The sequence below is a fragment of the Flexithrix dorotheae DSM 6795 genome (assembly GCF_000379765.1).
Taxonomy (GTDB): domain Bacteria; phylum Bacteroidota; class Bacteroidia; order Cytophagales; family Flammeovirgaceae; genus Flexithrix; species Flexithrix dorotheae.
Genome location: NZ_KB903438.1, coordinates 104919 through 126755 on the forward strand (window position 1 = coordinate 104919; position 21837 = coordinate 126755).

Consider the following 21837-nt stretch of genomic DNA (forward strand, 5'->3'; position numbering starts at 1 on the left):
ATTCTTACTAATATAAGTTTTGATGGGAATAATACTAACTAAGGACTATATCCTATAATCTAATTTTATGTTATGGCAATACATTTAAAATACTTTTACTTCTTTTTACCCTTCCTACTTTTTTTCTACATGGGGGATGATGAAAATGGAAATCGGAAAATAAGCAATGGTACTTTTGCAAAGTCTGATACGATGGAGGTTTACACCCTCAACCAATTAGCAGAACAGGAAATATCCGATATGAATGGTTCGATTGAATCTTCAATTAATTATGCACAGAAAGCACTTGAGCTTTCCAAAAAATTAAGGTACAATTATGGAATTGTAAAATCAAACCTCAATCTTGGGAATGCCTATAAATTAAAAAGGGATTTCCCTGTAGCACTGGATCATTATATTCAGGCAGGTCAAACGGCTGAAAAAATCAATGACTCTAATTTATTGTTTAGTGTTTACAAGGAGTCGGCAAAGCTTTATATGGATTGGAATATTCCAGATAAAGTTACAGAATATCTTTCCAAAGCCCAGAAAATTGCCGAAGATAAGAATGATATATCAAAAGAAAATGAAATCACCTATTTGTTGGCAATCATTTATAGAAGTAATGGAGAAATAGATAAGGCCGAAAAAGAATTTTTAAATCTTGCGGAATACTATAGGAAGGCCGGAGATCAGGAAGCTTTGATTACTACCAATGAACAGCTGATTAATATCTACATCAATTCAAAGCAAACCGATAAGGCCCTTTCAAGTAGTTTTGAAATTTTAAATATTAAAAAAGAAGAAGGAGATAAAGCTGGAGAATTAAACTATTACAATAAAATAGGAATTATTTATAAGCAGATGGGGAGCTATTCAGCGTCTCTAAAATCCTTCCAAAAAGCATTGGACATAAGCCGGGAAATGGGAAAATCAGAGGATGAATCTTCCTCAATTATGATCAGTATGGGAGTGGTTTACCAAACTATGCAGGATTTCGAAAAAGCTTTAAATACCTATAATACAGTTCTTGAAATTAAAAGAAGAGGAGGAGATTCAAAAGAAATTAGCAGGGTGATTAATTACCTGGTTACTATTTACATGGGAACTGGAAATCACCAAATGGCCAAAGCTTATTGCCAGGAAGCTATTGATTATGCGCTGGAAGATAATGACAAAGAGACTCTGGAAAAAAATTATAGGAGGTTAGCAGAAATTCTTGAGGCTGCAGGTCAAAGTAAAAAAGCCTTAGTGGTTTATAAGAAATATTTAGAAATAAAAGAAGAGTTTTATGCGGAGGAGAAAAGAAAGCAGGAAGAGCTTAATCAAAAGCAGGTAAATGCCGAAAAGAAGGAAAAGGAACTAAGTATGCTTTTGGCAGATAAGCAAATGCAGGGCTTAGCTATGGAGAAGCTTCAGGCTGAAACCGCTAAAAAAGAGCAGGAATTGAAAATGCTCAAGCAACAGCAGGATTTGCAGGATGCCAAGATAAAAGCGGAGCAATATGAAAAGCAAAGAGTAGCTCAGGCTTTAAGGTTGGCAGAACAGGAGTTAAAAGCACAAAAAAGACAAAAAGAATTAAATGCACTTCAGAAAGAAAAAGAACTACAAGATTTAGAATTAAAGCAAAAAGCTTTAGAGGAGCAGGAGAAGGCACAGAAAATTGAATTATTGGCCAAAAATAATAAACTGCTAGAAACTGAAAGAAAACTTCAGGAGCAACAACTTGCCGAAGAAGCTACAATGAGACAATATGGATATGGCTTAATAGGCTTGTTTGCCTTGGTTTTCGTGGTGATTATTTTCGCATTTATCATGAAGCAAAAAGCGAATAAAAAGCTTAAAGCCCAACAAAATGAAATTGCCCAGAAAAATGAGGAATTACAAGCCAGTGAAGAAGAATTGAGGCAAAACATGGAAGAGCTGGAAGCTACTCAGGAAGCCATGGCACAAAGGCAGGTTGAACTTGAAGAAACCAATGCAAAATTAGCAAGCAGTGAAGCAATTCTAAGAAAAGCCAATGGCAAGTTGAGAGATAGTGAAACAAAAATTAAAGAGCAAAATCTCAGCCTAGAATCTGCATATACAGAGCTGGAAGATAAAAACCTAAGGCTAACTGATAGTATTAAATATGCGGAGCGAATTCAAAATGCCATACTGCCAGTAGAAGAAAACATTAATAAAGTTTTTGACAGCCACTTTGTGATGTTCCAACCCAAAGACATGGTTTCTGGTGATTTCTACTGGTTCTGTCAGATCGATAATAAGGCATTTGTGGCTACAGTTGATTGTACCGGTCATGGTGTGCCAGGGGCATTTATGTCTATGATTGGAAATACATTGCTGAATCAAATTGTGAAGGAAAAAGGAATTTATGCACCTGAAAAAATCCTTGAATCTATGCATTATAGTGTAAGGGAGGCTTTAAAGCAAAGGGATTCTAAAAATGTAGATGGAATGGATATTGGGTTGTGTTGTATTGAAAGGTGGGAAGATGGCATGTTGAGTTTAAGTTTCAGCGGTGCCAAATGTCCGATGTTCCATTTTGCGAAAGATGGGAAAATGACTAAAGTTTCCCCAGACAGAAAATCAATCGGTGGATTCCAGAAAGAAGTAAATCACAGTTTTACCGCCCACAATTTAAAAGTAGAAAAAGGCGATATGATTTACCTTACTACCGATGGAATTATCGATGCCGCAAATAGCGATAGAATGAGATTAGGAACCAGAAAACTTAGTGAGATGATTGAAAAACATGCACATCGACCAACATATGAACAAAAAATCCAATTTGAAAGAGAGCTTGAAGAGCACCAGACTGGTGCTGACCAAAGGGATGACATCACTTTTGTTGGAATAAGGATATAAGTTTTAAGAAAATTTGCCACATAAAATTTAAAACCTTAAGAATTGATTTTCTTAAGGTTTTTTTGTTTTTATTGGATTTCGGGCTTTTGCCAAGGAACCTGACCAGCCTTTTGCAAATGGGCCATCAGAAGCTTGTTCAATTCCTTGTATTTGGTTTTTTCCTGATCGATCAGGTTATTTTCCTCATAGGGGTCTACATTTAAATTATATAACTCCTGAGGACCAAATGGGCTGTTTTGTAATAATTTCCAACCATCCAACTGAACAGCCTGAATGGTTAACCCACCATAATTGGTACCACCTTCTCTTCTGGAAAAAAATAAGGGCCGACCCTGATCGCTTAATTCTTCACCCTTTAAAATGGGGAGAAAACTTTTCCCTTCAATAGCATGATCAATTTCTACACCACAGGCCTCCAGTAAAGTGGGATATAAATCCATGGAAAGCGCTTTATATTCAGAGGATGTTCCAGGATTAACATTACCAGGCCATACGATGCAGGTGGGAACCCTCAGTCCTCCTTCATAAACACTTTGTTTGCCATCCCGAAGTTTTCCATTATTGGCCTCGTCTTTAAGTAACCCCCCATTGTCACTGGTAAAAACGATAATAGTATTTTCGGCTAAGCCACTGGAGTTTAATGTTTCCATTACTTTCCCAATTCCTGCGTCCAGGTGCTCAATAAAAGCCACCAGTTTGCCTCTCTTTTCCCGAATGCCTTTTTCTCTGGACATTACTTTTTCTTCCCATTCCTTAGGCGGTTGTACGGGGAAATGTGGGGCATTGTAAGCTAAATAAAGGAAAAAAGGCTCTTTGGTCTCTGCCTTTTCCGCAATATAATCAGATGCCCATTGGCTAAATAAATCCGTGGCATGGCCTTCAGGATCAATTTCTTCCTTATTTTTTCGCATATAATTTATATCGTGTCTACGATGGGTATAATAATCATCCATCATGTCTCCCAAATAGCCATGGAAAAAATCAAAACCTCTTTCGTTTGGTGTATTTGGAGATTCCAGCCCAAGGTGCCATTTACCAATAATGGCTGTGGTATAACCACCTTCCTTAAATTTATCAGCAAGGGTAACCGCATCTGGATCGAAAAATCCCCAGCTATTGCTTGCATGAGTCCTAATTACTCCGGGAACCCCAACAAACTCCTGATACCTTCCCGTGAGCAGAGCTGCTCTTGTGGGGGAACATACCGGGCAATTGGCATAAAAATTTGGAAATTTCATCCCTGAATTGTTGAGTTTGTCCATATTGGGGGTTACCATGTCAGTAGAGCCCCAGGACGCTACATCTGCATACCCCTGGTCATCGGTAAGTATGACAATTACATTAGGTCCGGTTGGGCTAATTTTTTCTTCCCCTCCAGAGGTTTGGTTGGCTTCATTGGTTGGGGAGTTGGTGCAGCCTGATAAAATCGCGATTACAAAGACATAGGGCAAAAAGTAGCTTTTCATTATCAATATTCTATGAGGGTTTGGCTTAAATTAAGTAGTAATTCAAAATTAATAATGTGTTATTATGCCACAAAAGACTGATAGAGGGATTACTTTTTCTCGCAAATAATAGTACCCGGTATGGAGTACCCGGTGTGGAGCACTGGTGCTTAAGATCGTGGTTTGTAGCAAAAATTAAACAAAAAAATCCCGGCTGAACATTTCAACCGGGAAGTAATTTACCAATAAATTTGTTTTCCTTCTAATTTGTTTTTGTACCTGGCCAGTGCTTCAATAAAATAATAATCTGCATAGACTAAGGGAACATCTATTTCTTTTCCGCCATTTTTATTACCCGTAGAATGCATTAGGATAAAATTATTATTTTTTTCATCCACTGCTTTATAAGCAGGTGAGGCCATGGATTCCAACATTTTTAAAGCTGATTTTTCATACTTTTCTTTTAAGGCTCCATCCACATATTCCGCCAATTCAAATAGGGCACTTGAAGCGATAGCTGCAGCTGAAACATCTCTTTCTTCTCCTGGTCGATCAAAATCCCAATAAGGAATTAAATCCTCTGGCATATTTTTATGATCAAGGTAGAACTTAGCAATATTATTGGCTACATCCAGGTATTTTTCGTCTTTGGTTTCTCTGTACATCACTGTATAACCATAAAGCCCCCAGGCTTGTCCTCGTGACCATGCTGTTTCATCAGCGGCTCCCTGGTGAGTACCTTTCCATATGGATTCTCCGGTTAAAGTGTCATAGTCAACCACATGAAAAGAGCTCCAGTCATCTCTAAAATGGTTGGCAATTGTATTATCCGCATGAGTAACAGCTATATTATAGAAAGATGAATCGCCTGTGGCCTTGGTAGCCCAAAATAGAAATTCCAGATTCATCATATTATCAATAATAACCGGAAATTGCCAGCTACCATGATCCCATGATCTTATTAAACCAACAGTAGGATTAAATCTGGTGCTTAAAGCCTTTGCTCCATCTATCATATAAGTTTTATAATCCTCATTATTAGTAAGCCTGTATCCATTTCCAAAGCTGCAATAAAGCATAAAGCCAAGGTCGTGAGTTCCGGTATAATCTTTAATTGAAACTAAAGGTGCTGTCCAGTTTTCAGCAGCTTTTTTCCACTTTTCATCTCCGGTGTATTCATATAAATACCACAAACTACCTGGATAAAATCCACTCGTCCATCCTCTTGGTGCTACTGTTTTAAAACTACCATCAGGGTCAGTAGTTCTTGGCGATTGTTGAGTATCGGTGTGCTCAGCCAACATTGTGGTATATTTTTCCCCTGAAAAGGCAATGTTTTCTTTTATAAATTCCTGTGGACTTAATGCTTCTTCCTTTTGAGTTTCCTCTTGCTTACAGGCGAAGAATCCAAAGCAAAATAGTACAAAAATAAGCGTTATATTTTTCATATTTGTCATAGGTAATTAGGCCACTAAATAAAATTAGTAATTATTTGAATTAAAATATTAATGGTCCGAAAATACTCAATACCAGTATTTTGAAAGTAGAATTTTTAGCGAAAATCAGACTTAAAAAACCGATAACGTTCCCGTTTTCCTCAGGAAAATCGAAATGCTGAGTTAGCTTTGGCCATCGTAATATCCAATTGTTTTGGAATATTTAAAGTCAAAATATTATTATAATTTTCTGACTTACTTTTTTGCTTTACCCACCAATATTACTCCTAAAATAACAATTATTGTCCCCAATACCTGAAAGCTGGTAATTTGTTCATTTAAAAAGATTGCTGCCAAAATGATGGTGGAAATAGGCCCCACACTGGCAATAATTGAAACATTGGAAGCTTCCAGCCTTTTAATGGCTTCGGAAATCATAAAAGAGGGTATTACTGTGGAAATTAGAGCCATGGCTAACCCCAAAGCATAAACTTCCCAGGAATATCCAAACAAATTGGTTGTATTTTGAAACGCAAAATGGATAATCACGCAGACACAGGAAACAATCATGGCATATGAAGTGAATTTCTGGGTACCGAATTTTGGAATTAACCAACCGCTTCCCATCAAATAGGATGCATAGGTTAAGGCGCTTAAAAAGATAAAAAAGCCACCTAATAAAAAGTTTTTATTATCCTCAATATTCAGGTTTTCCATGAAGGCCACATAAATACCAATATAGGTTAAAACAATTGCCAGTAATTGAATCTTTGTTATTGGTTTCCTGAAAACTATCCGTGATAAAATCACGACTAGTGTTGGGTAAATAAAAAGGATTAATCGTTCGTAGCTTGCACTAATGTATTGTAAACCAAAAAAATCGAAATAGCTCGCCAAATAATATCCCACAAATCCGGCTGCTATCACCCACAAATAATCTTTTGAACTGATTACCAAATTGCGTTTTGTCTTTTGCGGCCTGAAACCAATAAATAAATAGATGGGAAGGGCAAATCCCATCCTCAATAAAAGTAAGGATACAGGATCAATATCGTATTGATAAGCCAATTTTACCATAACAGCTTTGGCAGAAAAGAAGACCGCTCCCCCAAGTGCAAAAATTACCCCGGTTAATTGATATGAGTTTTGTCGTTTATTCATTTTTTTGAAAATAAAAAAACCTCCCAGAGACAGATGGGAGGTTTGCATAATTATAAATTCTATAAGAAATAAATCAATACATCAACCTCCTGATTTCGTGAAGAATCAGTAGCCAGAGGTGTAGATTAATTTTTATAGTGATTATCATAGTTCTAAAATTTTTTTGATGGAGCTAAGCTAAACGGAATTTTTGGAAATGTCCATTTTCTTGCGAATTGAAAAACCTTTAAAATGGGATTTCTACTCACTTATTTCTCCTGGAAAATTGGCCGGATATCGCCTGGAATCAATTAAATAAGTATTATAAATTACAGGATCTTAAATCATTTTATGGCTTAGTGTTAATCTCTCATAATTTACTAAGGATGTCCTTTTGGTAATTTTTTAAGAAATCAAATTGACTAAAGAAAAAAAATTTGCATCCTAAAAATATTTCTCACACTTTTGTAGAGTGATTAGTCGGTCAGTATGGATAAAAGAGCAAAAATATTAGCAGCAGCATTGAAATTATTAGTGGAACAGGGCTTTCACAGCACACCTACTTCAGCCATTGCCAAGGCAGCAGGGGTAGCCAATGGAACTCTTTTTCATTATTTCAAGACTAAGGACGAACTTATTTTGGGATTATATGCGGATATAAAAAAAGATTCTTTACGAAAAATTCTGCAGGGAATTGAAGGGCAACAGTCTGTTAAAGCAAAGGTTAAAACGATTTGGTATAATAGTATAAACTGGTCTATTACCGAAAAGGAAAAACACAATTTCAAACAGCAATTTATGCACTCTCCGTATGCTACACAGCTTAGTCAGGAGGATTTAGAGGAGGAATTGAAATTGTTTTCTGATATGATTAAAGAGGGTATAGAAAAGAAAATTCTAAAAGATATTCCAATCGATCTAATTTACCATATTACCCATTATCAGATGTTAGCAATAGTTAGTTATTTAAACCTGAATCCACATTTGATAGAAGATGCTGATTTTTATGAATTGGCTTTCGAACTATTTTGGGATAATATTAAGCGTGTTTAAAATCAAGTAAAAAAATTTAGTTATTCATTAGAGTGATTAGTCAATCAAAATTATGAAAAAAGCAGCATTAATAACTGGGGCCTCAAGTGGTATAGGATTAGAGTTGGCCAAAATCCATGCTTCAAAAGGAGATAATTTAGTATTAGTGGCCAGAAGAGAGGAAAAACTTCTGGAGATAAAAGCTGAGCTGGAAAAAACGAATAGGGTTGAAGTGACAGTGATTGCCAAAGATCTGTCAAAAAGAACGGCTCCGGAAGAAATTTATAAAGCTTTGGAAAAGGAAGGAATTGTGGTGGAATACCTGATAAATAATGCCGGATTTGGCGGACATGGCAAATTTCATGAAAGAGACTGGGGAAAAGATGAGGCGATGATTGAGGTAAATATTATGGCACTTACCGCACTTACAAGGTTGTTTTTACCAGGAATGGCAGCCAGAAAAAGTGGTAAAGTTCTAAATGTGGCCTCTACAGCTGGTTTTATTCCCGGACCTTTACAAGCGGTCTATTATGCTACAAAAGCCTATGTTGTTTCTTTCAGCCAGGCTATAGCCGAAGAACTCAGGGGGACAAATGTAACTGTTACTGCACTTTGCCCCGGAGCAACTGAAACGGAGTTTGCGAAATCTGCCAGCCTGGATGGAGTAGAAATTTTTGATCAAAAGCTCACTTCTGCATATGATGTGGCCATGGCAGGATATAATGCAATGAAAAAGGGGAAATTGGTAGAGATAAATGAAGGCAATTTGAAATTTATGCTAAATTGGGTAATTCCCTTTTTACCAAGAAAAACGGTACTCCGGTTTTCCCGAAAATCGATGGAGAAAAAATAAAGGAATTAGAAGTAGTGAATATACACCATTAAATGAAGAACTCATGTTAAAATGGATTTTAGGAACAATTGGCTTAATCATCATAACCGTTACAAGTATGCTATTTAGTGATTCGTTCGGGGAATCTCCAAAAGGAACCCGGCTTGAAAAAATAAAAAATTCTCCACAATATGGTAAGGGAAAGTTTGTGAATGCCATTGAGACCAAAACTGTGGAACCTGGTAAAATCTTTTCCATGATGAATGATTATCTATTCAATGGAGCTGATCATAAGATACCTGGTGAAAACTTTCCCATTTTACCCATTGATAAAACAATATTCGAAAATTCCCCAAGTCAGGATTTTCGGTACATCTGGCTGGGGCATTCTACCATTATTTTGGAAGTGGAAGGTACGCGATTGCTTATCGATCCAGTTTTTAGTGAGCGTGTTTCACCTTTCCAGTGGTCAGGGCCAAAGCGGTTCTATGATTCTCCAATAGCGCTTGAAGACCTTCCTGAAATAGATGCGGTGATTATTTCTCATGACCATTACGACCATCTGGATCATTTGTCCATTGTGGAATTAGCAAAAAGAGATATGCCTTTTCTGGCCCCTCTCGGAGTAGGTGCGCATTTGGAAAAGTGGGGGGTAAAGCCTGACCAGGTGAAAGAATTCGATTGGTGGCAGGAAACCATGATTGGTGATGTAAAATTAGTTTGTACTCCGGCAAGGCATTTTTCGGGAAGAGGAATTTTAGATAGGGATAAAACACTTTGGGCCAGTTGGACTATTTTGGGGAAGCATAAGAAAATATATTACAGTGGAGATTCCGGGATTACCGAGCAATTTAAAGAAATAGGTGATCAATTCGGCCCTTTTGACTTTACTATTATGCAAATAGGGGCCTACAATAAGAATTGGCATGATATCCATTTATTTCCCGAAGAGGCTATCGATGCCCAGGAAATGCTGAAAGGAGAAGTACTGATTCCTGTTCATTGGGGTACATTCGACCTGGCGCTACACAGTTGGTACGATCCGGTGGATCGCTTAATAAAAGCGGCAGCTCCCAAAAATATGACACTGAGTTTCCCAAAGGTGGGAGAAGTTCTGGAAGTGGATAATTTAGTAAAGCCGGAACCCTGGTGGAAAAATGTAGATAATTAATTTAAACAACCGACCTTTTCAAGGTTATCTATGGATAATCTTGAAAAGGTTTTTTATGACATAAATTAAATAATTCTCAGGAGCAGCAAATTAGCTTTTTAATTCTGGTTCAAAAGTTTTTTTAAAGGTAAAGGCATGAGGGCAATCTCCGTTTTTTTCTAAAAGTTCCAGCTTTTCCTCAGCTTCCTCTAGGGTGGGTAATTTTCCTTCCGGAATCCACCAGAGCACCATATGGGGAGAGGATGGTTTTTCAAACCATTTGGCCCTTTCCTTAAATATTTCTACATGTTCGGAATTAAAGGCAAAACTTTTCAAGTCCTCAATACTTTCCCAAACCGTGAGATTTACTACAATCCAGGGATCAGCAAAAGGTTCATTTCCGGTAGCGATTCTGGGATTTTCGACATACCGCCATACAAACCCTTTACTTTGTTCTCCAAGTGTATTGATTTTGTCAATATTATTGCGGAAATCGGCAATTTTCGGATGTTCAATTGGATATAGCAATTTGGCAATATTAAGCTGTGCAAGATGAGCCATAATTGAAGCATTAATAATTTGTCAGAAAAAAACCTATAAAACGTAAACCAACCATCATCCACAAGAAAGTTAATTTTTCAGTAAAGGCAAAACATAAACTTAAAATCACCCCTATTAGACGGGCCAACGAGAAAATATTGGAATTGGCTTCAATTACAAAATGAGAAAGAATAAAGGCTGCAAAAAGGCAAAAAACAATCCTGATATGGGCATGGAAATAAGTTTTGGCATCTGTTTCATTATTTGGCGTATAGACCGCTACCGTGAGTAAAAACAGAATTGGAGTGATCAGATTTTTAAGAAAGAAGAAATAGTTTTCATGCTTTGGTAAATCATGGTAGAACAGCATATAAAAATTAAAAAATGCCAACTCAAGGAATAACAAACCTGTGACAATATGTGGCCAATAAGGTTTTTTTCTGTGAAAATAATCTTTGAAATGCATCACCAAATCCCCAACAGCAATACCATAAAGCAGGATAGGCATAATAGAATAAAACTCCTCTTTCGACATGATTTTTTAAGACATAAAAATGATAATGGGCAAAAATAGTAATGGGAAAAAGGGTAGCAAGAAATTTTCAGGAAAACTTGGGGAATTCATGTGAAAAGCAAAGTGAGGCAAACCACCATACTTCGGGCTGAAAAAAAGGTGAGGTCAGGTGCACTGGAATTATATCAAGGTTACTAAAAGATAAAGCCAGGTGAAGTGGAAAACTTCACCCATTTAATAATAAGCAGGAAATGCAAAGAAAGATAAACTCACATTTTATCGCAGCCAGTTCCATCGTTTGGCCCAGTCCCTGAGTACATCACTGCGCCATTTTTGTATTGTTTTAGCGCCTTGCCATCCATCTTCAAATAATTTTAAATCTGCTGGATCTGTATACCAGTTTATTCCCAGTTGATAATCATGAGCAGTTCTATCACCAGGCCAAATGTTATTGACGACCAACTGGCCTTTTTGCTTTGGAAAACCCTGTATTTCTGAACTAATCTCATACTTCAATATCTCAGCTTTTTTAGGAGCATAGCGTATCGCATAATTGCCATTTCCCAGATAATATCCCGGCCACTTTTGTTCACCAACCCCAGCATAGACCGACATAGTAAAGCAGGCAGAATCAGCAGGAATTTCCAAAATGGGACCCTTAAAGAGGTACTCCACTAAAGAATAAACCTTTATGGTATCATTTAAGGTAGTATTTCGCTTAAAAATATATCTGGGGCTATGGGTAACTTTTTCAAAGCTTCCTCCCCAACTTTCTGCCATTGGATCGGTTGGATCGCCATCCATTAAATATAAGAGGGAAGGCGTATCACCCATTTTGATATTTCCTTTATAGTAGTTTCCAAAATCCTTTCCCAAATTTCCTGCATCCTTTATAAAATGCTTAAAGAAATTTTTGTTTTTTAGGTTATCAGGTGCATTTTGATCTAAAAACAAACCCCTATACACGGCATTCGCTTCAATAAACCAAAGATTTGGGAAATTTTCCACAATATAGGCATAGCTATTAGCACTCCACTTTTTGTTAGGACCTCCAATCCAGTATACCTTTATTTTGTCCTGAATCTCCGGCTTATCGTGTAATGCCTGAGCTAAATCTTCCAGGCCTCCCCAAACCAAAACCCACAGTGGTCTTTCACTTTGTTTTTGCGCACATTTTATAATCCAATCGGAACCTTCAGTTGCTGTGGTATAGCCTTTATAAGGAGCTCCACCGTGTCTTCCCTGTTTGGTGATTGACCGCAAATATTCTGGAGAAGCAAATCCTTTTTGATGAGCCTTAAGCCTTGGCAAATCCTTTTCATAAAGATCAATGGATTTGAGAATTTCTTCAGTATTTCCATCCCCATAAGAAGGTGAAGAAACCAATCCCTCCAAATCAAATAAATCCGTGTACATTAATAAATGTATCATAGATTGATTATCATCCGGGTCGGTGCCCCCAATATCGGTACTGATCAGCACTCTTGGTTTATCCGGAACCGGTTGTTGCGTCCAAAGCACATCAGGGAAATAACAAAGCAAAAAAATCAAAATCAGTTTGTTCATTGTCTTCTATTTAATTTTTTTTAAACAAAGGTTAGTCTTTTGGTTAAAAATGAGTTTTAAATTTACAAGTTTCAGTTTGTAACTGAAACCTCAAAATAGATTCAAGTTTTTAAACTGGGGCAATAGAGAGGTATTGGTTGCAAATTTATGCCATTGGCAGATGCAATTTGGAAAAATTTGTTGTTGTTTTACCATCCTTTCCATTTTCTCAGGAAGAAAATTTGTCCCGGATTATAATTGTTAAACAAAACCATATTCTATCAGAATTCGGTTTGGATTTGAAAAAATTCAATTTTATCGCTTGATGTGTTTAAATATTAAATAAAAATTAATTTAATGGAAGATTTTTTTGTGAGTTGAAATTTAATCATCTTTTTTTTAAAAAAATTGTGACTTTTTGGTAGAAAAGTTTATCTGATAAGATAAATCATTAAAATAATTTTAATAATGAGACTTATAGATCCTCTTTTATCCCTTACCATAATATTAGTCACTATTATCATTTGTTGTTTTTTAACCTGGTATTATTTCCTAAAGGCTAAAATGAAAATCCACTCTGATTTAATTAAAAATGGAGCTGATTCAGAGGCATTGAAGAAGAATGAAATAGGTATGAAGTTTCCATGGATGAAATTGGGGATTGTTGCTTTAGGGTTTGGAGTTTCCTTTTTCTTTCAATCCATTCTTTTGTCCAATGCAAATTCAGGAGGATCGGAGCCTCAGCACCTTTCCATATTATTTATCTGTGTTGGGGCGTCCTTAATTCTTGCAAAATATATTGATAAAATAAAAAATTAGGGAATTCCTATGGATGATGATTATATCAAAAAAGTCCTTGGTGGAGATACTACATCCTTCAGATATTTTATAACAAAATATAAACACATGGCTTTTACTGTTGCGATTTCGATAGTGAAAGATGAATTTATTGCGGAAGAAATTGTACAGGATGCTTTTGTAAATGTTTTTAGAGCTTTAAAAGGGTTTAATAATAAGTCCAGGTTTAGTACATGGTTCTACAAAATTGTTGTGAATGAAGCATACCGGAGGTTGAAAAAGATAAAGAGTTCAAAAATCATTTATGTAGAAAATTTTAGCAAGGAAGTTCCTGAAAATGGAAATAAACTGGTGCAGGAAAATGATGAACAAATACAAAGAATTAACTTTGCTTTGAAAAGACTTTCGGCTAATGAAAGTCTGGTTTTGCGATTGTTCTATCTTCAGGAGGAAAGTATCAAAGAAGTAAGAGCAATAACGGGATGGTCAGAGTCAAAGGTTAAAATGACACTTTCCAGAGCGAGAAAAAGTTTACATATTCAAATGACAAAACTTACTAAGTTTAGTAGATGAACAAGAATTAAAACTAATTAAAATAAAATTTATGAAAGAGTATTTTTCGGAACATGAAGATTTCTCTTCTTTATTAAGAAAGAGTCATCTGGAATTAAAATCTGACGATTTTGATGAAAGGGTGATGAATTGTATTGAAAAAGAAGCAGAATCCAAAAGTTACATTAGGAAATACCTGTCTTTTTCTATGTTTTTTTTAATTATCGGGATAAGTGGAGCTTTTGTGGCTATCTTTTTAATCCCGACTAATATTATTATTCCTTCAGATTTTTCATTGATTTTGAAAGGGATATTATTTGTGATTATTTGGTTTCAGGTAGAATTGATTCTGAAGTCCTACAGAAGATATTTAAATTGAATAAATAAAAACTCTGTGTGGTTTCAGTTTGGAAATTGTATTCAAACCAAATCTCCAAAATTGTCAAGTAAAATTCCTAAAATCATAATAACCAGAGGAATCAATAATCCAAAGGTGGTTTTCATCCTTTTCAGCAATAAAAATATCCCCATGGAAATTCCAGTAAGTTCTAGGGAAAAATTTGTGGATGAAATCCAGGGAGCTGGTCTAAAGCAGTAAATTGATTCATCACCATAAATGAAGTCATCATGAACCATTTCTCCATGATACCAGCTCCAAACTGCTGATATAAGAATAATGATAATTCCTATAGTTCTGTCCATTCTTTCCTTGTTGTCCTCCCTGGTTTCAGTTTGTTACTGAAACCTCAAAATAGATTCAAGTTTTTAAACTTGGGTAAACCTCAGCATATATTAAATAAAACTACTTCTTCACCCTCAAAACCTCTACAAAGTGCCTGGCTTTTTTGTGGGCGAAATCTGCTATCTGGTGGCGGCAGCTGAATCCGCAAGCAACTATTCCCGTTTGGTCATCAGCTTTTTGGGTAGCCGGAATAAGGATGGATTCCCCAATTTTTTTGGAGATATCGTAATGCTCCTTTTCATAACCAAATGATCCAGCCATGCCACAACAACCAGAAGGAATTTCCTTAGTTTCGGCTTCAGTCTTTTGGAGTAATTTCAGCATGTTCTTAGTACCGTAAAGTGCTTTCTGGTGGCAATGTCCATGAATGAGGACATTTTCATCAATGGCCTCAAAGCTGGATTTTAGGTGACCATTTTCCACCTCTTCCACCAAAAACTGATCAATCATCACCACATTATCTTTTACTCTTTTGGTAAGGCTTTCATCCTCAATTAAATCGAGCAAATCATCATTGAGTGCTGATGCACAACTGGGTTCACAAACCACTACTTTTAGGCCCTGCTGAATCCATTGGTCTAAATGCAAAAGGGTTTTCAAACCTTCCGATTTAGCCTCTTCCAGAAAACCATGAGAGATTTTTGGCCTTTGGCAGCATCCTGCTTTACCCAAAATGACTTCATAACCACAATCAGAAAGCAACTGATAAGCTGCAATCCCAATATGAGGCTCATGGTAATTGAGATAAGTGTCGGCAAACAACACTACTTTTTTTGCGGTAGCTTTTGCAATATGATTTTGCCCATACCATTTTTCAAAAGTTTGGGTGGCATAGGAGGGAAGCGTTCTTCTTTTATCAAATCCGGCAAGCTTTTCCAGTGCCAGTTTAAAGATGGAGGTTTTTTGAATGGTATTAATTATTGGCGCCAACGTTCCACTAAATTGTTGAGCCGCTTTTGCACCATTTTTAATTAGTTTGTCCCGGAGTTTTACGCCATTTTCCTTATAATAAATTTGCAAAACCTCACTTTTCATTTTGGCCATGTCCACATTACTGGGGCACTCCGATTTGCAGGCTTTGCAGGAAAGACACAAATCCATTACCCCATGCAGTCTTTCGCTGGATAATCCTGCCTTGCCCAACTGCCCTGACATGGCCAATCGCAAAGCATTGGCTCTGCCTCTGGTAGAATGTTCTTCCTGCCGGGTAGCTTTGAAACTGGGGCACATGGTGCCACCCAACACTTTTCTACATTCCCCAACTCCGCTACACATATCAATGGAAGCTTCAAAGCTTTGTTCAAGCTTATATTTAAAGTGTGTTTTTGGAGGATTCGCTTTATAATCCAAGCCATATCGGAGGTTTTGTTCTATGGTTTGAGCTTCTACAATTTTACCCGGATTCATCCGGTTTTCAGGATCAAACAGCTTTTTTACCTCCACAAGGGCATTATAAATCTGATCACCGAAAAACCGTTTATTGTAAGCACTTCTTACGAGGCCATCTCCATGCTCCCCACTCCAGGAACCTCCATATTCCATCACCAGATCAAAAGTATCATCCGTAATGTTTTTCAGGTTTTCAATATCCTGTTTTTGCCGCAAATCAAGAATAGGGCGCACATGAATGACCCCCACACTGGCATGGGCATACATGGCGACCTTAGTGTGATGTTTTTCACAAACCTTCAAAACCCGGTCAATATATTCAGGTAATACTTTTACCGGAATTCCCGCATCTTCAATAAAGGGCAAGGGCTTTTTCTCACCTCTTATCCCCAGCATCAGGCCTAGCCCTTTTTTTCTCACCACCCAGACATCCTCATAATCAGGGCCATCGGGGAAAAGGGGATAGGCATAGCCAATTTGTTTTTCCTTCAATTCCCGAATCATATTTTCGGGTCTTTCCATGACATCCTCAGGAGAATCCCCGTAAAACTCAACAATTAAAATAGCTTTGGGATTTCCTTCAATAAAATGGCAGCTTCTTTTAGTGGTGATATTCTCTCTGCTCATATCCACAACCGTTTTATCCAATATCTCAATAGCAGAAGGTTGATATTTGAGCATACTTTCAACAGAGCCAATGGCCTCCAGTAATTCCTGGTAATGCACTACACAAACCGATTTGTGTTTGGGCAGAGGTACTAAATTTAATTTTAAATCCAGGGTAACAGCCAGGGTGCCCTCACTTCCGGTAATTAATTTGGCCAGATTCCATTGATCGGTATGGATAAATTCATCTAAATTGTAGCCGCCAACCCTTCGCATTACCTTGGGAAAGCGCTTTTCTATTTCGGTTTTGTTTTCCTCAATTAAAGTTTTAAATCCTGAATAAATTCTACCCTCAGAAGTGTTTAGTGTGCATTTTTCTGCATAAGCTTGTGGGGATAATGCTTTTAATTCCAGTTGTTCACCATCTGCTAAAAGCACATTTGCTTCCAAAACATGATCAACAGTTTTACCATACAAAATGCTTTTGGTACCCGAAGAATTATTGCCTACCATTCCTCCAACATTGGCCCGGCTCGAAGTAGCAGGGTCAGGAGCGAAATGTAAATTGTAAGCACTTAAAAAATCATTTAATTCATCTCTTACCAGACCAGGCTGAACCCTTACCCATTGTTCTTTTTCATTAAATTCAATGATCTTGTTCATGTATTTGGAAAAATCCAGGACCATGGATTGCCCAACAGTTTGGCCGGCCAGACTGGTGCCTCCTCCTCTGGGTAAAATAGTGACCTGAAATTTGCCGGCAAGTTTAATGGCAGTCTTCACATCTTCTTCATCCTTGGGAGTGACTACCACTTTAGGTTTGATCTGATAAATACTGGCATCTGTGGAATACATGCCCAGGGTATAGTTATCAGTAAGCACCTCTCCCTTAATATTTTCCTTAAGAAGAGAGGTGAATTTATCGATTTCCGTGGTTACCATTTACAAAATGGTTTTTAATGCTGAAAGTAAACTATTTACAAAATTGGGTTGGGAGCTTTCACCCATTAAACCTATTCTCCATATTTTCCCCGCAAATTCTCCCAGTCCGGCTCCGACTTCGATATTGTATTCATGGAGTAATCTACCCCTTATTTCTGCATCATTTAATCCTTCAGGAAGTTTTACTGCATTCAATTGGGGTAGTCTGTATTCTGGTTTTACTAAAAACTCAAAGCCTAATTCTTCCAGGCCTGTTTTAAGTAATTCATGATTGGCTTTATGTCTTTTGAATCTTGCCTCCAAACCTTCTTCCAAAACCAGTCTTAAGGATTCTCTCAGGGCATAAATAGCACTCACAGGAGCGGTATGATGATAGGCTCTTTTGGCTCCTGACCAGTAATTCATTACCATACTTAAATCCAAAAACCAGCTCTGAACTTTTGATTTTCTATTAAGAATGGTTTCTACTGCTTTTTGACTAAATGAAACTGGAGATAACCCCGGAGGTGCGCTCAGGCATTTTTGCGTGCCTGTGTAAATCGCATCGATGCCCCAATCATCTACTTTTAAATCCACTCCGCAAAATGAAGTGACTGCATCCACTACCAGCATGGCTCCGGCATCATGCACCAATTTACTGATTTCTTCTAAAGGCTGAAGAACACCTGTGGATGTTTCTGCATGAACAATAGCCACAATTTTGGGACTGCATGTTTCCAGTGCATCTTTTAATAATTGAGGGTTAATTGGTTCTCCCCAAGGCGCATGAACCTGGGTGAGTCTGGCTCCACATCTTCCCACAATGTCGGCCATCCGGCTTCCAAAAACACCATTTATGCAAACAAGGGCTTCATCTCCCGGCTCCAATAAATTAACCAGACAGGTTTCCATTCCGGCACTTCCTGGTGCAGAAACAGTAAAAGTCAATTGATTTTGAGTTTGGAAAGTCAATTGCAGCATTTCCTTGATCTCATCCATAATTGCAATGAACTCCGGGTCCAAATGGCCAACCAGAGGAGTAGCCATTGCCTTCAAGACTCTCGGGTGTACATTGCTGGGGCCAGGACCCATTAAAACTCTGCTACTGGTATTTAATTCTTGTTGATAAGGCATATTTAAAAATATTTGTCGATTAAATTGAAAGAATTCTCTGAAGCACTTGTTTAAGCTCTAGTTTTGCAACTAAAGAATCACTTTGTAAAAATTAATTACAAAGTGAAAAGTTAATGGAGAATTCGCACCTAAAAAAATTACATTCCTGAAATTTTCTCCAAAGCGAGACTTAAAGCCTGTGTACCCAGCTTTCCATGTCCCTGAGCTTCCACTGCCTTATAAATTTGATGAACTAAAGCTAACCCGGGTAGAGCAATACCCATTTTCCCTGCCTCTTCCAGGGCTATTCCCATGTCTTTGATAAAATGTTCTACATAGAAACCAGGATCGAAATTTCGATTGACAATTCTGGGAGCCAGGTTATTTAATGTCCAGCAACCTGCAGCACCACCGCTAATGGCTTCCAACATTACGTTTAAATCCAGTCCTGCCTTTTGGGCATAAAGCAAGCTTTCGCATACACCAATCATTGTACCTGCTATGGTAATCTGATTACACATCTTAGTATGTTGGCCGGAACCTGCTTTTCCCTCATAAATGATGTTTTTACCCATAATCTCAAACAGCGGCATGATCGCATCCACATCTTCCTTATCACCACCTACCATAATGGATAATGCTCCATTTTTAGCACCAACATCTCCTCCGGAAACCGGTGCATCAATAGATTTTACTCCTTTTTTTACCCCTGCTTCATAAATACTTTGGGCAAGGCTTGGTTTAGTGGTGGTCATATCCACCAGCATACTGCCCGATTTTACCCCATTCAAAATACCATTTTCCCCAAAATAAACTTCTTCCACATCTTTTGGAAAACCAACTATGGTAAATATGATGTCTGCATTTTCTGCTACTGCTTTTGGGGTTTCTGCCCAGGATGCGCCTTTGTCAAGCAGAGTTTGTGCTTTTGATTTTGTTCGGTTGTAAACTGTGGCCTGGTAGCCATTGTCCATTAGGTGCCCAACCATGGAAACGCCCATAACTCCAGTGCCTATCCAGCCAATTTTTTTGTCTTTTGATAAAGTGAATGCCATTTTACATTTTCAATTTAAGTACCTGCACTTTTTTAATATTGAGTTTTTCTGTCTCAATATCAATCAGTTGTGGTGAATTTTTAGATATTTATTTCTGTCCATTGATTTAGGTCAGAAAAACTTACTTCTTAAAGTTAAAAATTGTAATCACTTCCACATAATAAATTGGGAAAAAGGTTGGGTAGAAAATTGGTTTTTCCTTTTAAGGGAAATTTATTTCCTTCTTCTGGTTATTAATTTCTTTAAATGCTTATATTTAAACTTAACCACTGTGACTGATTTTTTTAGATAATCACTACCTGCAATCATTAACATTCGCAAAGTGCCTGATTTTCTGTAAACCTTATTAAGGGGTTTCTGGAGGCTGTGCACCTAAATTTCTACTAATTAAACAGACTAATTGAAAATGGAATCCTTATTACTAGCGCTCTTAGCCGTTCTCCCTATAGTAATTGCTGCAGTTTTATTGGTGGGTTTAAGATGGCCTGCCAAACTTGCCATGCCTGTGGTTTTTTTTATTACCATATTTATAGGCATGGTAGTCTGGCAAATGCCCTTTGATATTATTGCAGCTTCCACAGTTCAGGGGATAGGTTTTACTTTGGATATTCTCTATATCATTTTCGGGGCAATTTTACTTTTAAATACCTTAAAATACTCTGGAGCTATTCAGGTGATCAGAAATGGCTTTAAGGAAATTAGTCCTGATAGGCGAATTCAGGTCATTATCATTGCCTGGTTATTTGGTTCTTTTATAGAAGGAGCTTCTGGTTTTGGAACTCCTGCTGCTATTGCTGCACCACTTTTAGTGGCTCTGGGTTTCCCTGCAGCCACTTCAGTAATGATCGGAATGATGATTCAGAGCACTGCAGTAACTTTTGGTGCAGCCGGTACACCGGTGGAAATTGGAGTGAGAACTGGTTTGTATTCCAATGAATTTGAGGGAATACTTGGCAGTTCTGGTTTAACTATGGATCAGTTTCTGGTGTATATTACCCAAAATGCGGCTTTGTTCCATGCCATCACCGGAACACTGATTCCTCTTTTTATGGTTGTGATGATGACCAGGTTTTTTGGGAAAAACAAATCCTGGAAGGAAGGCCTGTCAATTGCGCCCTTTGCCCTGTTTAGTGGATTGGCTTTTACCATTCCTTACCTTATTTGTGGTTTTTTAGGCATTCATGAAATTCCTTCCCTGGTTGGGGCTTTAATCGGATTGTTTATTGTCACATTTGCTACGAAAAGAGGTTTCCTTGTTCCGAAAGATATTTGGGACTTTCCTGAGAAAAGCACATGGGATAAAACCTGGACCGGAGTATTGGATATCAAACTGGAAGATGAGGAACCAAAAATGGGTTTATTTAAAGCCTGGTCTCCTTATGTGTTGGTCGCGGTGATTTTAGTGATTAGCAGAACTTTTCAGCCTTTGAAAACTGCCCTGTTAAGCTTTCAGCTAAATTTCGATCAACTTTTTGGAACCGCTATTTCTTACAGTACCAAACCTCTTTTTCTTCCCGGTTCTATTTTAGTTTTTGTAGTGATAATCACCTTTTTTCTGCACAAAATGAATTTTGATGGCCTGAAAAAAGCGACTACTGATTCTTTCAGAATGGTATTGGGAGCTGGTTTTGTATTGCTTTTTACTGTACCCATGGTAAGGGTGTATATCAATTCGGGTTTTAATACTGGAGAGATTGCCAGTATGCCCATCACCATGGCGGGATTTGCTGCAGGCATTTTTGGGAATTTATTGCCTCTGGTTTCTCCGGCAATCGGAGCATTAGGTGCTTTTATTGCGGGAAGTAACACAGTCTCCAATATTATGTTCAGCAGTTTTCAATTCGAAACGGCTGTGAAGCTGGGATTACCGGGAAGTGTAATTGTGGCGCTTCAGGCAGTAGGTGCAGCAGCCGGAAATATGATTGCCATCCATAATGTAGTGGCAGCCTCTGCTACAGTGGGGCTTTTGGGTAAGGAAGGAAAAGTCCTGAAAAAAACCATTTTGCCTACCATTTACTATTTAATTGTTGTGGGAATCCTTGGAACGCTTGCCGTATTTTTATTTAATTTTACTGATCCGGTTACCGAGTTTTTGGGTAAATAGGCTGAATTTGAGAATTGGAATAGAATTTCCACTTTATAACCGATCATCAAAAATCATTTAAAAAAAATCTTTAGTT

Annotated in this window: 18 protein-coding genes; 8 read left to right on the forward strand and 10 right to left on the reverse strand. The window is 37.6% G+C overall.

Annotated elements, in window-relative coordinates; genetic code table 11:
• Positions 1–72: 72 nt before the first annotated feature.
• Complete coding sequence (locus A3EM_RS0112750) at positions 73–2847, forward strand: tetratricopeptide repeat protein (RefSeq protein ID WP_083925222.1); 2775 nt, start codon at positions 73–75, stop codon at positions 2845–2847.
• Between the two features lie 68 nt (positions 2848–2915).
• On the opposite strand, the gene A3EM_RS0112755 is transcribed toward A3EM_RS0112750, so the two are convergent.
• From A3EM_RS0112755 to A3EM_RS0112765, 3 genes are all read right to left on the reverse strand, one after another.
• The gene (locus tag A3EM_RS0112755) at positions 2916–4313 is read right to left on the reverse strand and encodes a sulfatase family protein (protein ID WP_020528608.1); all 1398 of its coding nucleotides are present in this window, start codon (positions 4311–4313) and stop codon (positions 2916–2918) included.
• A gap of 218 nt (positions 4314–4531) precedes the next feature.
• Entirely contained in the window at positions 4532–5740 is a 1209-nt protein-coding gene (locus A3EM_RS0112760; RefSeq protein ID WP_157637862.1) for a glycoside hydrolase family 88 protein, read from the reverse strand.
• Between the two features lie 243 nt (positions 5741–5983).
• The gene (locus A3EM_RS0112765; RefSeq protein WP_026210267.1) at positions 5984–6889 is read right to left on the reverse strand and encodes a DMT family transporter; all 906 of its coding nucleotides are present in this window, start codon (positions 6887–6889) and stop codon (positions 5984–5986) included.
• 468 nt (positions 6890–7357) lie between these two features.
• On the opposite strand from A3EM_RS0112765, the gene A3EM_RS42260 reads away from it, so the two are divergent.
• Genes A3EM_RS42260 through A3EM_RS42265 form a run of 3 tightly spaced genes read left to right on the forward strand, consistent with a single transcriptional unit; the run spans position 7358 to position 9903 of the window.
• A complete protein-coding gene (locus A3EM_RS42260) occupies positions 7358–7921 on the forward strand; it encodes a TetR/AcrR family transcriptional regulator (RefSeq protein WP_020528612.1) in 564 nt (187 codons plus the stop codon).
• Between the two features lie 52 nt (positions 7922–7973).
• Complete coding sequence (locus A3EM_RS0112780; RefSeq protein WP_020528613.1) at positions 7974–8753, forward strand: SDR family NAD(P)-dependent oxidoreductase; 780 nt, start codon at positions 7974–7976, stop codon at positions 8751–8753.
• 43 nt (positions 8754–8796) lie between these two features.
• Positions 8797–9903, forward strand: a complete 1107-nt coding sequence (locus tag A3EM_RS42265) for an MBL fold metallo-hydrolase (protein ID WP_020528614.1) — start codon at positions 8797–8799, stop codon at positions 9901–9903.
• 90 nt (positions 9904–9993) lie between these two features.
• On the opposite strand, the gene A3EM_RS0112790 is transcribed toward A3EM_RS42265, so the two are convergent.
• From A3EM_RS0112790 to A3EM_RS0112805, 3 genes are all read right to left on the reverse strand, one after another.
• Complete coding sequence (locus tag A3EM_RS0112790) at positions 9994–10443, reverse strand: DUF3291 domain-containing protein (protein WP_020528615.1); 450 nt, start codon at positions 10441–10443, stop codon at positions 9994–9996.
• 10 nt (positions 10444–10453) lie between these two features.
• Positions 10454–10957: a hypothetical protein gene (locus tag A3EM_RS0112795; RefSeq protein WP_020528616.1), complete on the reverse strand. Its 504-nt coding sequence runs from the start codon at positions 10955–10957 to the stop codon at positions 10454–10456.
• Between the two features lie 255 nt (positions 10958–11212).
• Positions 11213–12502, reverse strand: coding sequence for a nucleoside hydrolase-like domain-containing protein (locus tag A3EM_RS0112805; protein WP_020528618.1), 1290 nt, complete (start codon positions 12500–12502; stop codon positions 11213–11215).
• Positions 12503–12949: 447 nt separating this feature from the next.
• On the opposite strand from A3EM_RS0112805, the gene A3EM_RS0112815 reads away from it, so the two are divergent.
• Genes A3EM_RS0112815 through A3EM_RS0112825 form a run of 3 tightly spaced genes read left to right on the forward strand, consistent with a single transcriptional unit; the run spans position 12950 to position 14210 of the window.
• Positions 12950–13300: a hypothetical protein gene (locus A3EM_RS0112815; protein ID WP_020528620.1), complete on the forward strand. Its 351-nt coding sequence runs from the start codon at positions 12950–12952 to the stop codon at positions 13298–13300.
• Positions 13301–13309: 9 nt separating this feature from the next.
• A complete protein-coding gene (locus A3EM_RS0112820; RefSeq protein WP_020528621.1) occupies positions 13310–13852 on the forward strand; it encodes an RNA polymerase sigma factor in 543 nt (180 codons plus the stop codon).
• A gap of 31 nt (positions 13853–13883) precedes the next feature.
• Complete coding sequence (locus tag A3EM_RS0112825) at positions 13884–14210, forward strand: hypothetical protein (protein ID WP_020528622.1); 327 nt, start codon at positions 13884–13886, stop codon at positions 14208–14210.
• 41 nt (positions 14211–14251) lie between these two features.
• Here the strand turns inward: A3EM_RS0112825 and A3EM_RS42270 are convergent, their stop codons facing one another.
• The 4 genes from A3EM_RS42270 to A3EM_RS0112845 form a co-directional block, all read right to left on the reverse strand.
• Positions 14252–14533: a hypothetical protein gene (locus A3EM_RS42270; protein ID WP_020528623.1), complete on the reverse strand. Its 282-nt coding sequence runs from the start codon at positions 14531–14533 to the stop codon at positions 14252–14254.
• Between the two features lie 100 nt (positions 14534–14633).
• Positions 14634–17510, reverse strand: coding sequence for an FAD-binding and (Fe-S)-binding domain-containing protein (locus A3EM_RS0112835; RefSeq protein WP_020528624.1), 2877 nt, complete (start codon positions 17508–17510; stop codon positions 14634–14636).
• Positions 17511–18623, reverse strand: a complete 1113-nt coding sequence (locus A3EM_RS0112840) for a pyridoxal-phosphate-dependent aminotransferase family protein (RefSeq protein ID WP_020528625.1) — start codon at positions 18621–18623, stop codon at positions 17511–17513.
• 137 nt (positions 18624–18760) lie between these two features.
• Complete coding sequence (locus A3EM_RS0112845) at positions 18761–19657, reverse strand: NAD(P)-dependent oxidoreductase (RefSeq protein ID WP_020528626.1); 897 nt, start codon at positions 19655–19657, stop codon at positions 18761–18763.
• Between the two features lie 406 nt (positions 19658–20063).
• Between A3EM_RS0112845 and A3EM_RS0112850 the strand changes: the two genes are divergently transcribed.
• Positions 20064–21761 (forward strand): L-lactate permease, encoded by a 1698-nt coding sequence (locus tag A3EM_RS0112850; RefSeq protein ID WP_020528627.1) that lies wholly within the window; start codon positions 20064–20066, stop codon positions 21759–21761.
• Positions 21762–21837 lie beyond the last annotated feature (76 nt).

Coding starts and splice junctions, on each gene's coding strand:
- A3EM_RS0112850 (WP_020528627.1), top strand. CDS start 20,064: ATGGAATCCTTATTACTAGCGCTCTTAGCCGTTCTCCCTATAGTAATT.
- A3EM_RS0112825 (WP_020528622.1), top strand. CDS start 13,884: ATGAAAGAGTATTTTTCGGAACATGAAGATTTCTCTTCTTTATTAAGA.
- A3EM_RS0112820 (WP_020528621.1), top strand. CDS start 13,310: ATGGATGATGATTATATCAAAAAAGTCCTTGGTGGAGATACTACATCC.
- A3EM_RS0112815 (WP_020528620.1), top strand. CDS start 12,950: ATGAGACTTATAGATCCTCTTTTATCCCTTACCATAATATTAGTCACT.
- A3EM_RS42270 (WP_020528623.1), bottom strand. CDS start 14,533: ATGGACAGAACTATAGGAATTATCATTATTCTTATATCAGCAGTTTGG.
- A3EM_RS0112760 (WP_157637862.1), bottom strand. CDS start 5,740: ATGAAAAATATAACGCTTATTTTTGTACTATTTTGCTTTGGATTCTTC.
- A3EM_RS0112845 (WP_020528626.1), bottom strand. CDS start 19,657: ATGGCATTCACTTTATCAAAAGACAAAAAAATTGGCTGGATAGGCACT.
- A3EM_RS0112840 (WP_020528625.1), bottom strand. CDS start 18,623: ATGCCTTATCAACAAGAATTAAATACCAGTAGCAGAGTTTTAATGGGT.
- A3EM_RS42265 (WP_020528614.1), top strand. CDS start 8,797: ATGTTAAAATGGATTTTAGGAACAATTGGCTTAATCATCATAACCGTT.
- A3EM_RS0112835 (WP_020528624.1), bottom strand. CDS start 17,510: ATGGTAACCACGGAAATCGATAAATTCACCTCTCTTCTTAAGGAAAAT.
- A3EM_RS0112780 (WP_020528613.1), top strand. CDS start 7,974: ATGAAAAAAGCAGCATTAATAACTGGGGCCTCAAGTGGTATAGGATTA.
- A3EM_RS0112795 (WP_020528616.1), bottom strand. CDS start 10,957: ATGTCGAAAGAGGAGTTTTATTCTATTATGCCTATCCTGCTTTATGGT.
- A3EM_RS0112755 (WP_020528608.1), bottom strand. CDS start 4,313: ATGAAAAGCTACTTTTTGCCCTATGTCTTTGTAATCGCGATTTTATCA.
- A3EM_RS0112750 (WP_083925222.1), top strand. CDS start 73: ATGGCAATACATTTAAAATACTTTTACTTCTTTTTACCCTTCCTACTT.
- A3EM_RS42260 (WP_020528612.1), top strand. CDS start 7,358: ATGGATAAAAGAGCAAAAATATTAGCAGCAGCATTGAAATTATTAGTG.
- A3EM_RS0112790 (WP_020528615.1), bottom strand. CDS start 10,443: ATGGCTCATCTTGCACAGCTTAATATTGCCAAATTGCTATATCCAATT.
- A3EM_RS0112765 (WP_026210267.1), bottom strand. CDS start 6,889: ATGAATAAACGACAAAACTCATATCAATTAACCGGGGTAATTTTTGCA.
- A3EM_RS0112805 (WP_020528618.1), bottom strand. CDS start 12,502: ATGAACAAACTGATTTTGATTTTTTTGCTTTGTTATTTCCCTGATGTG.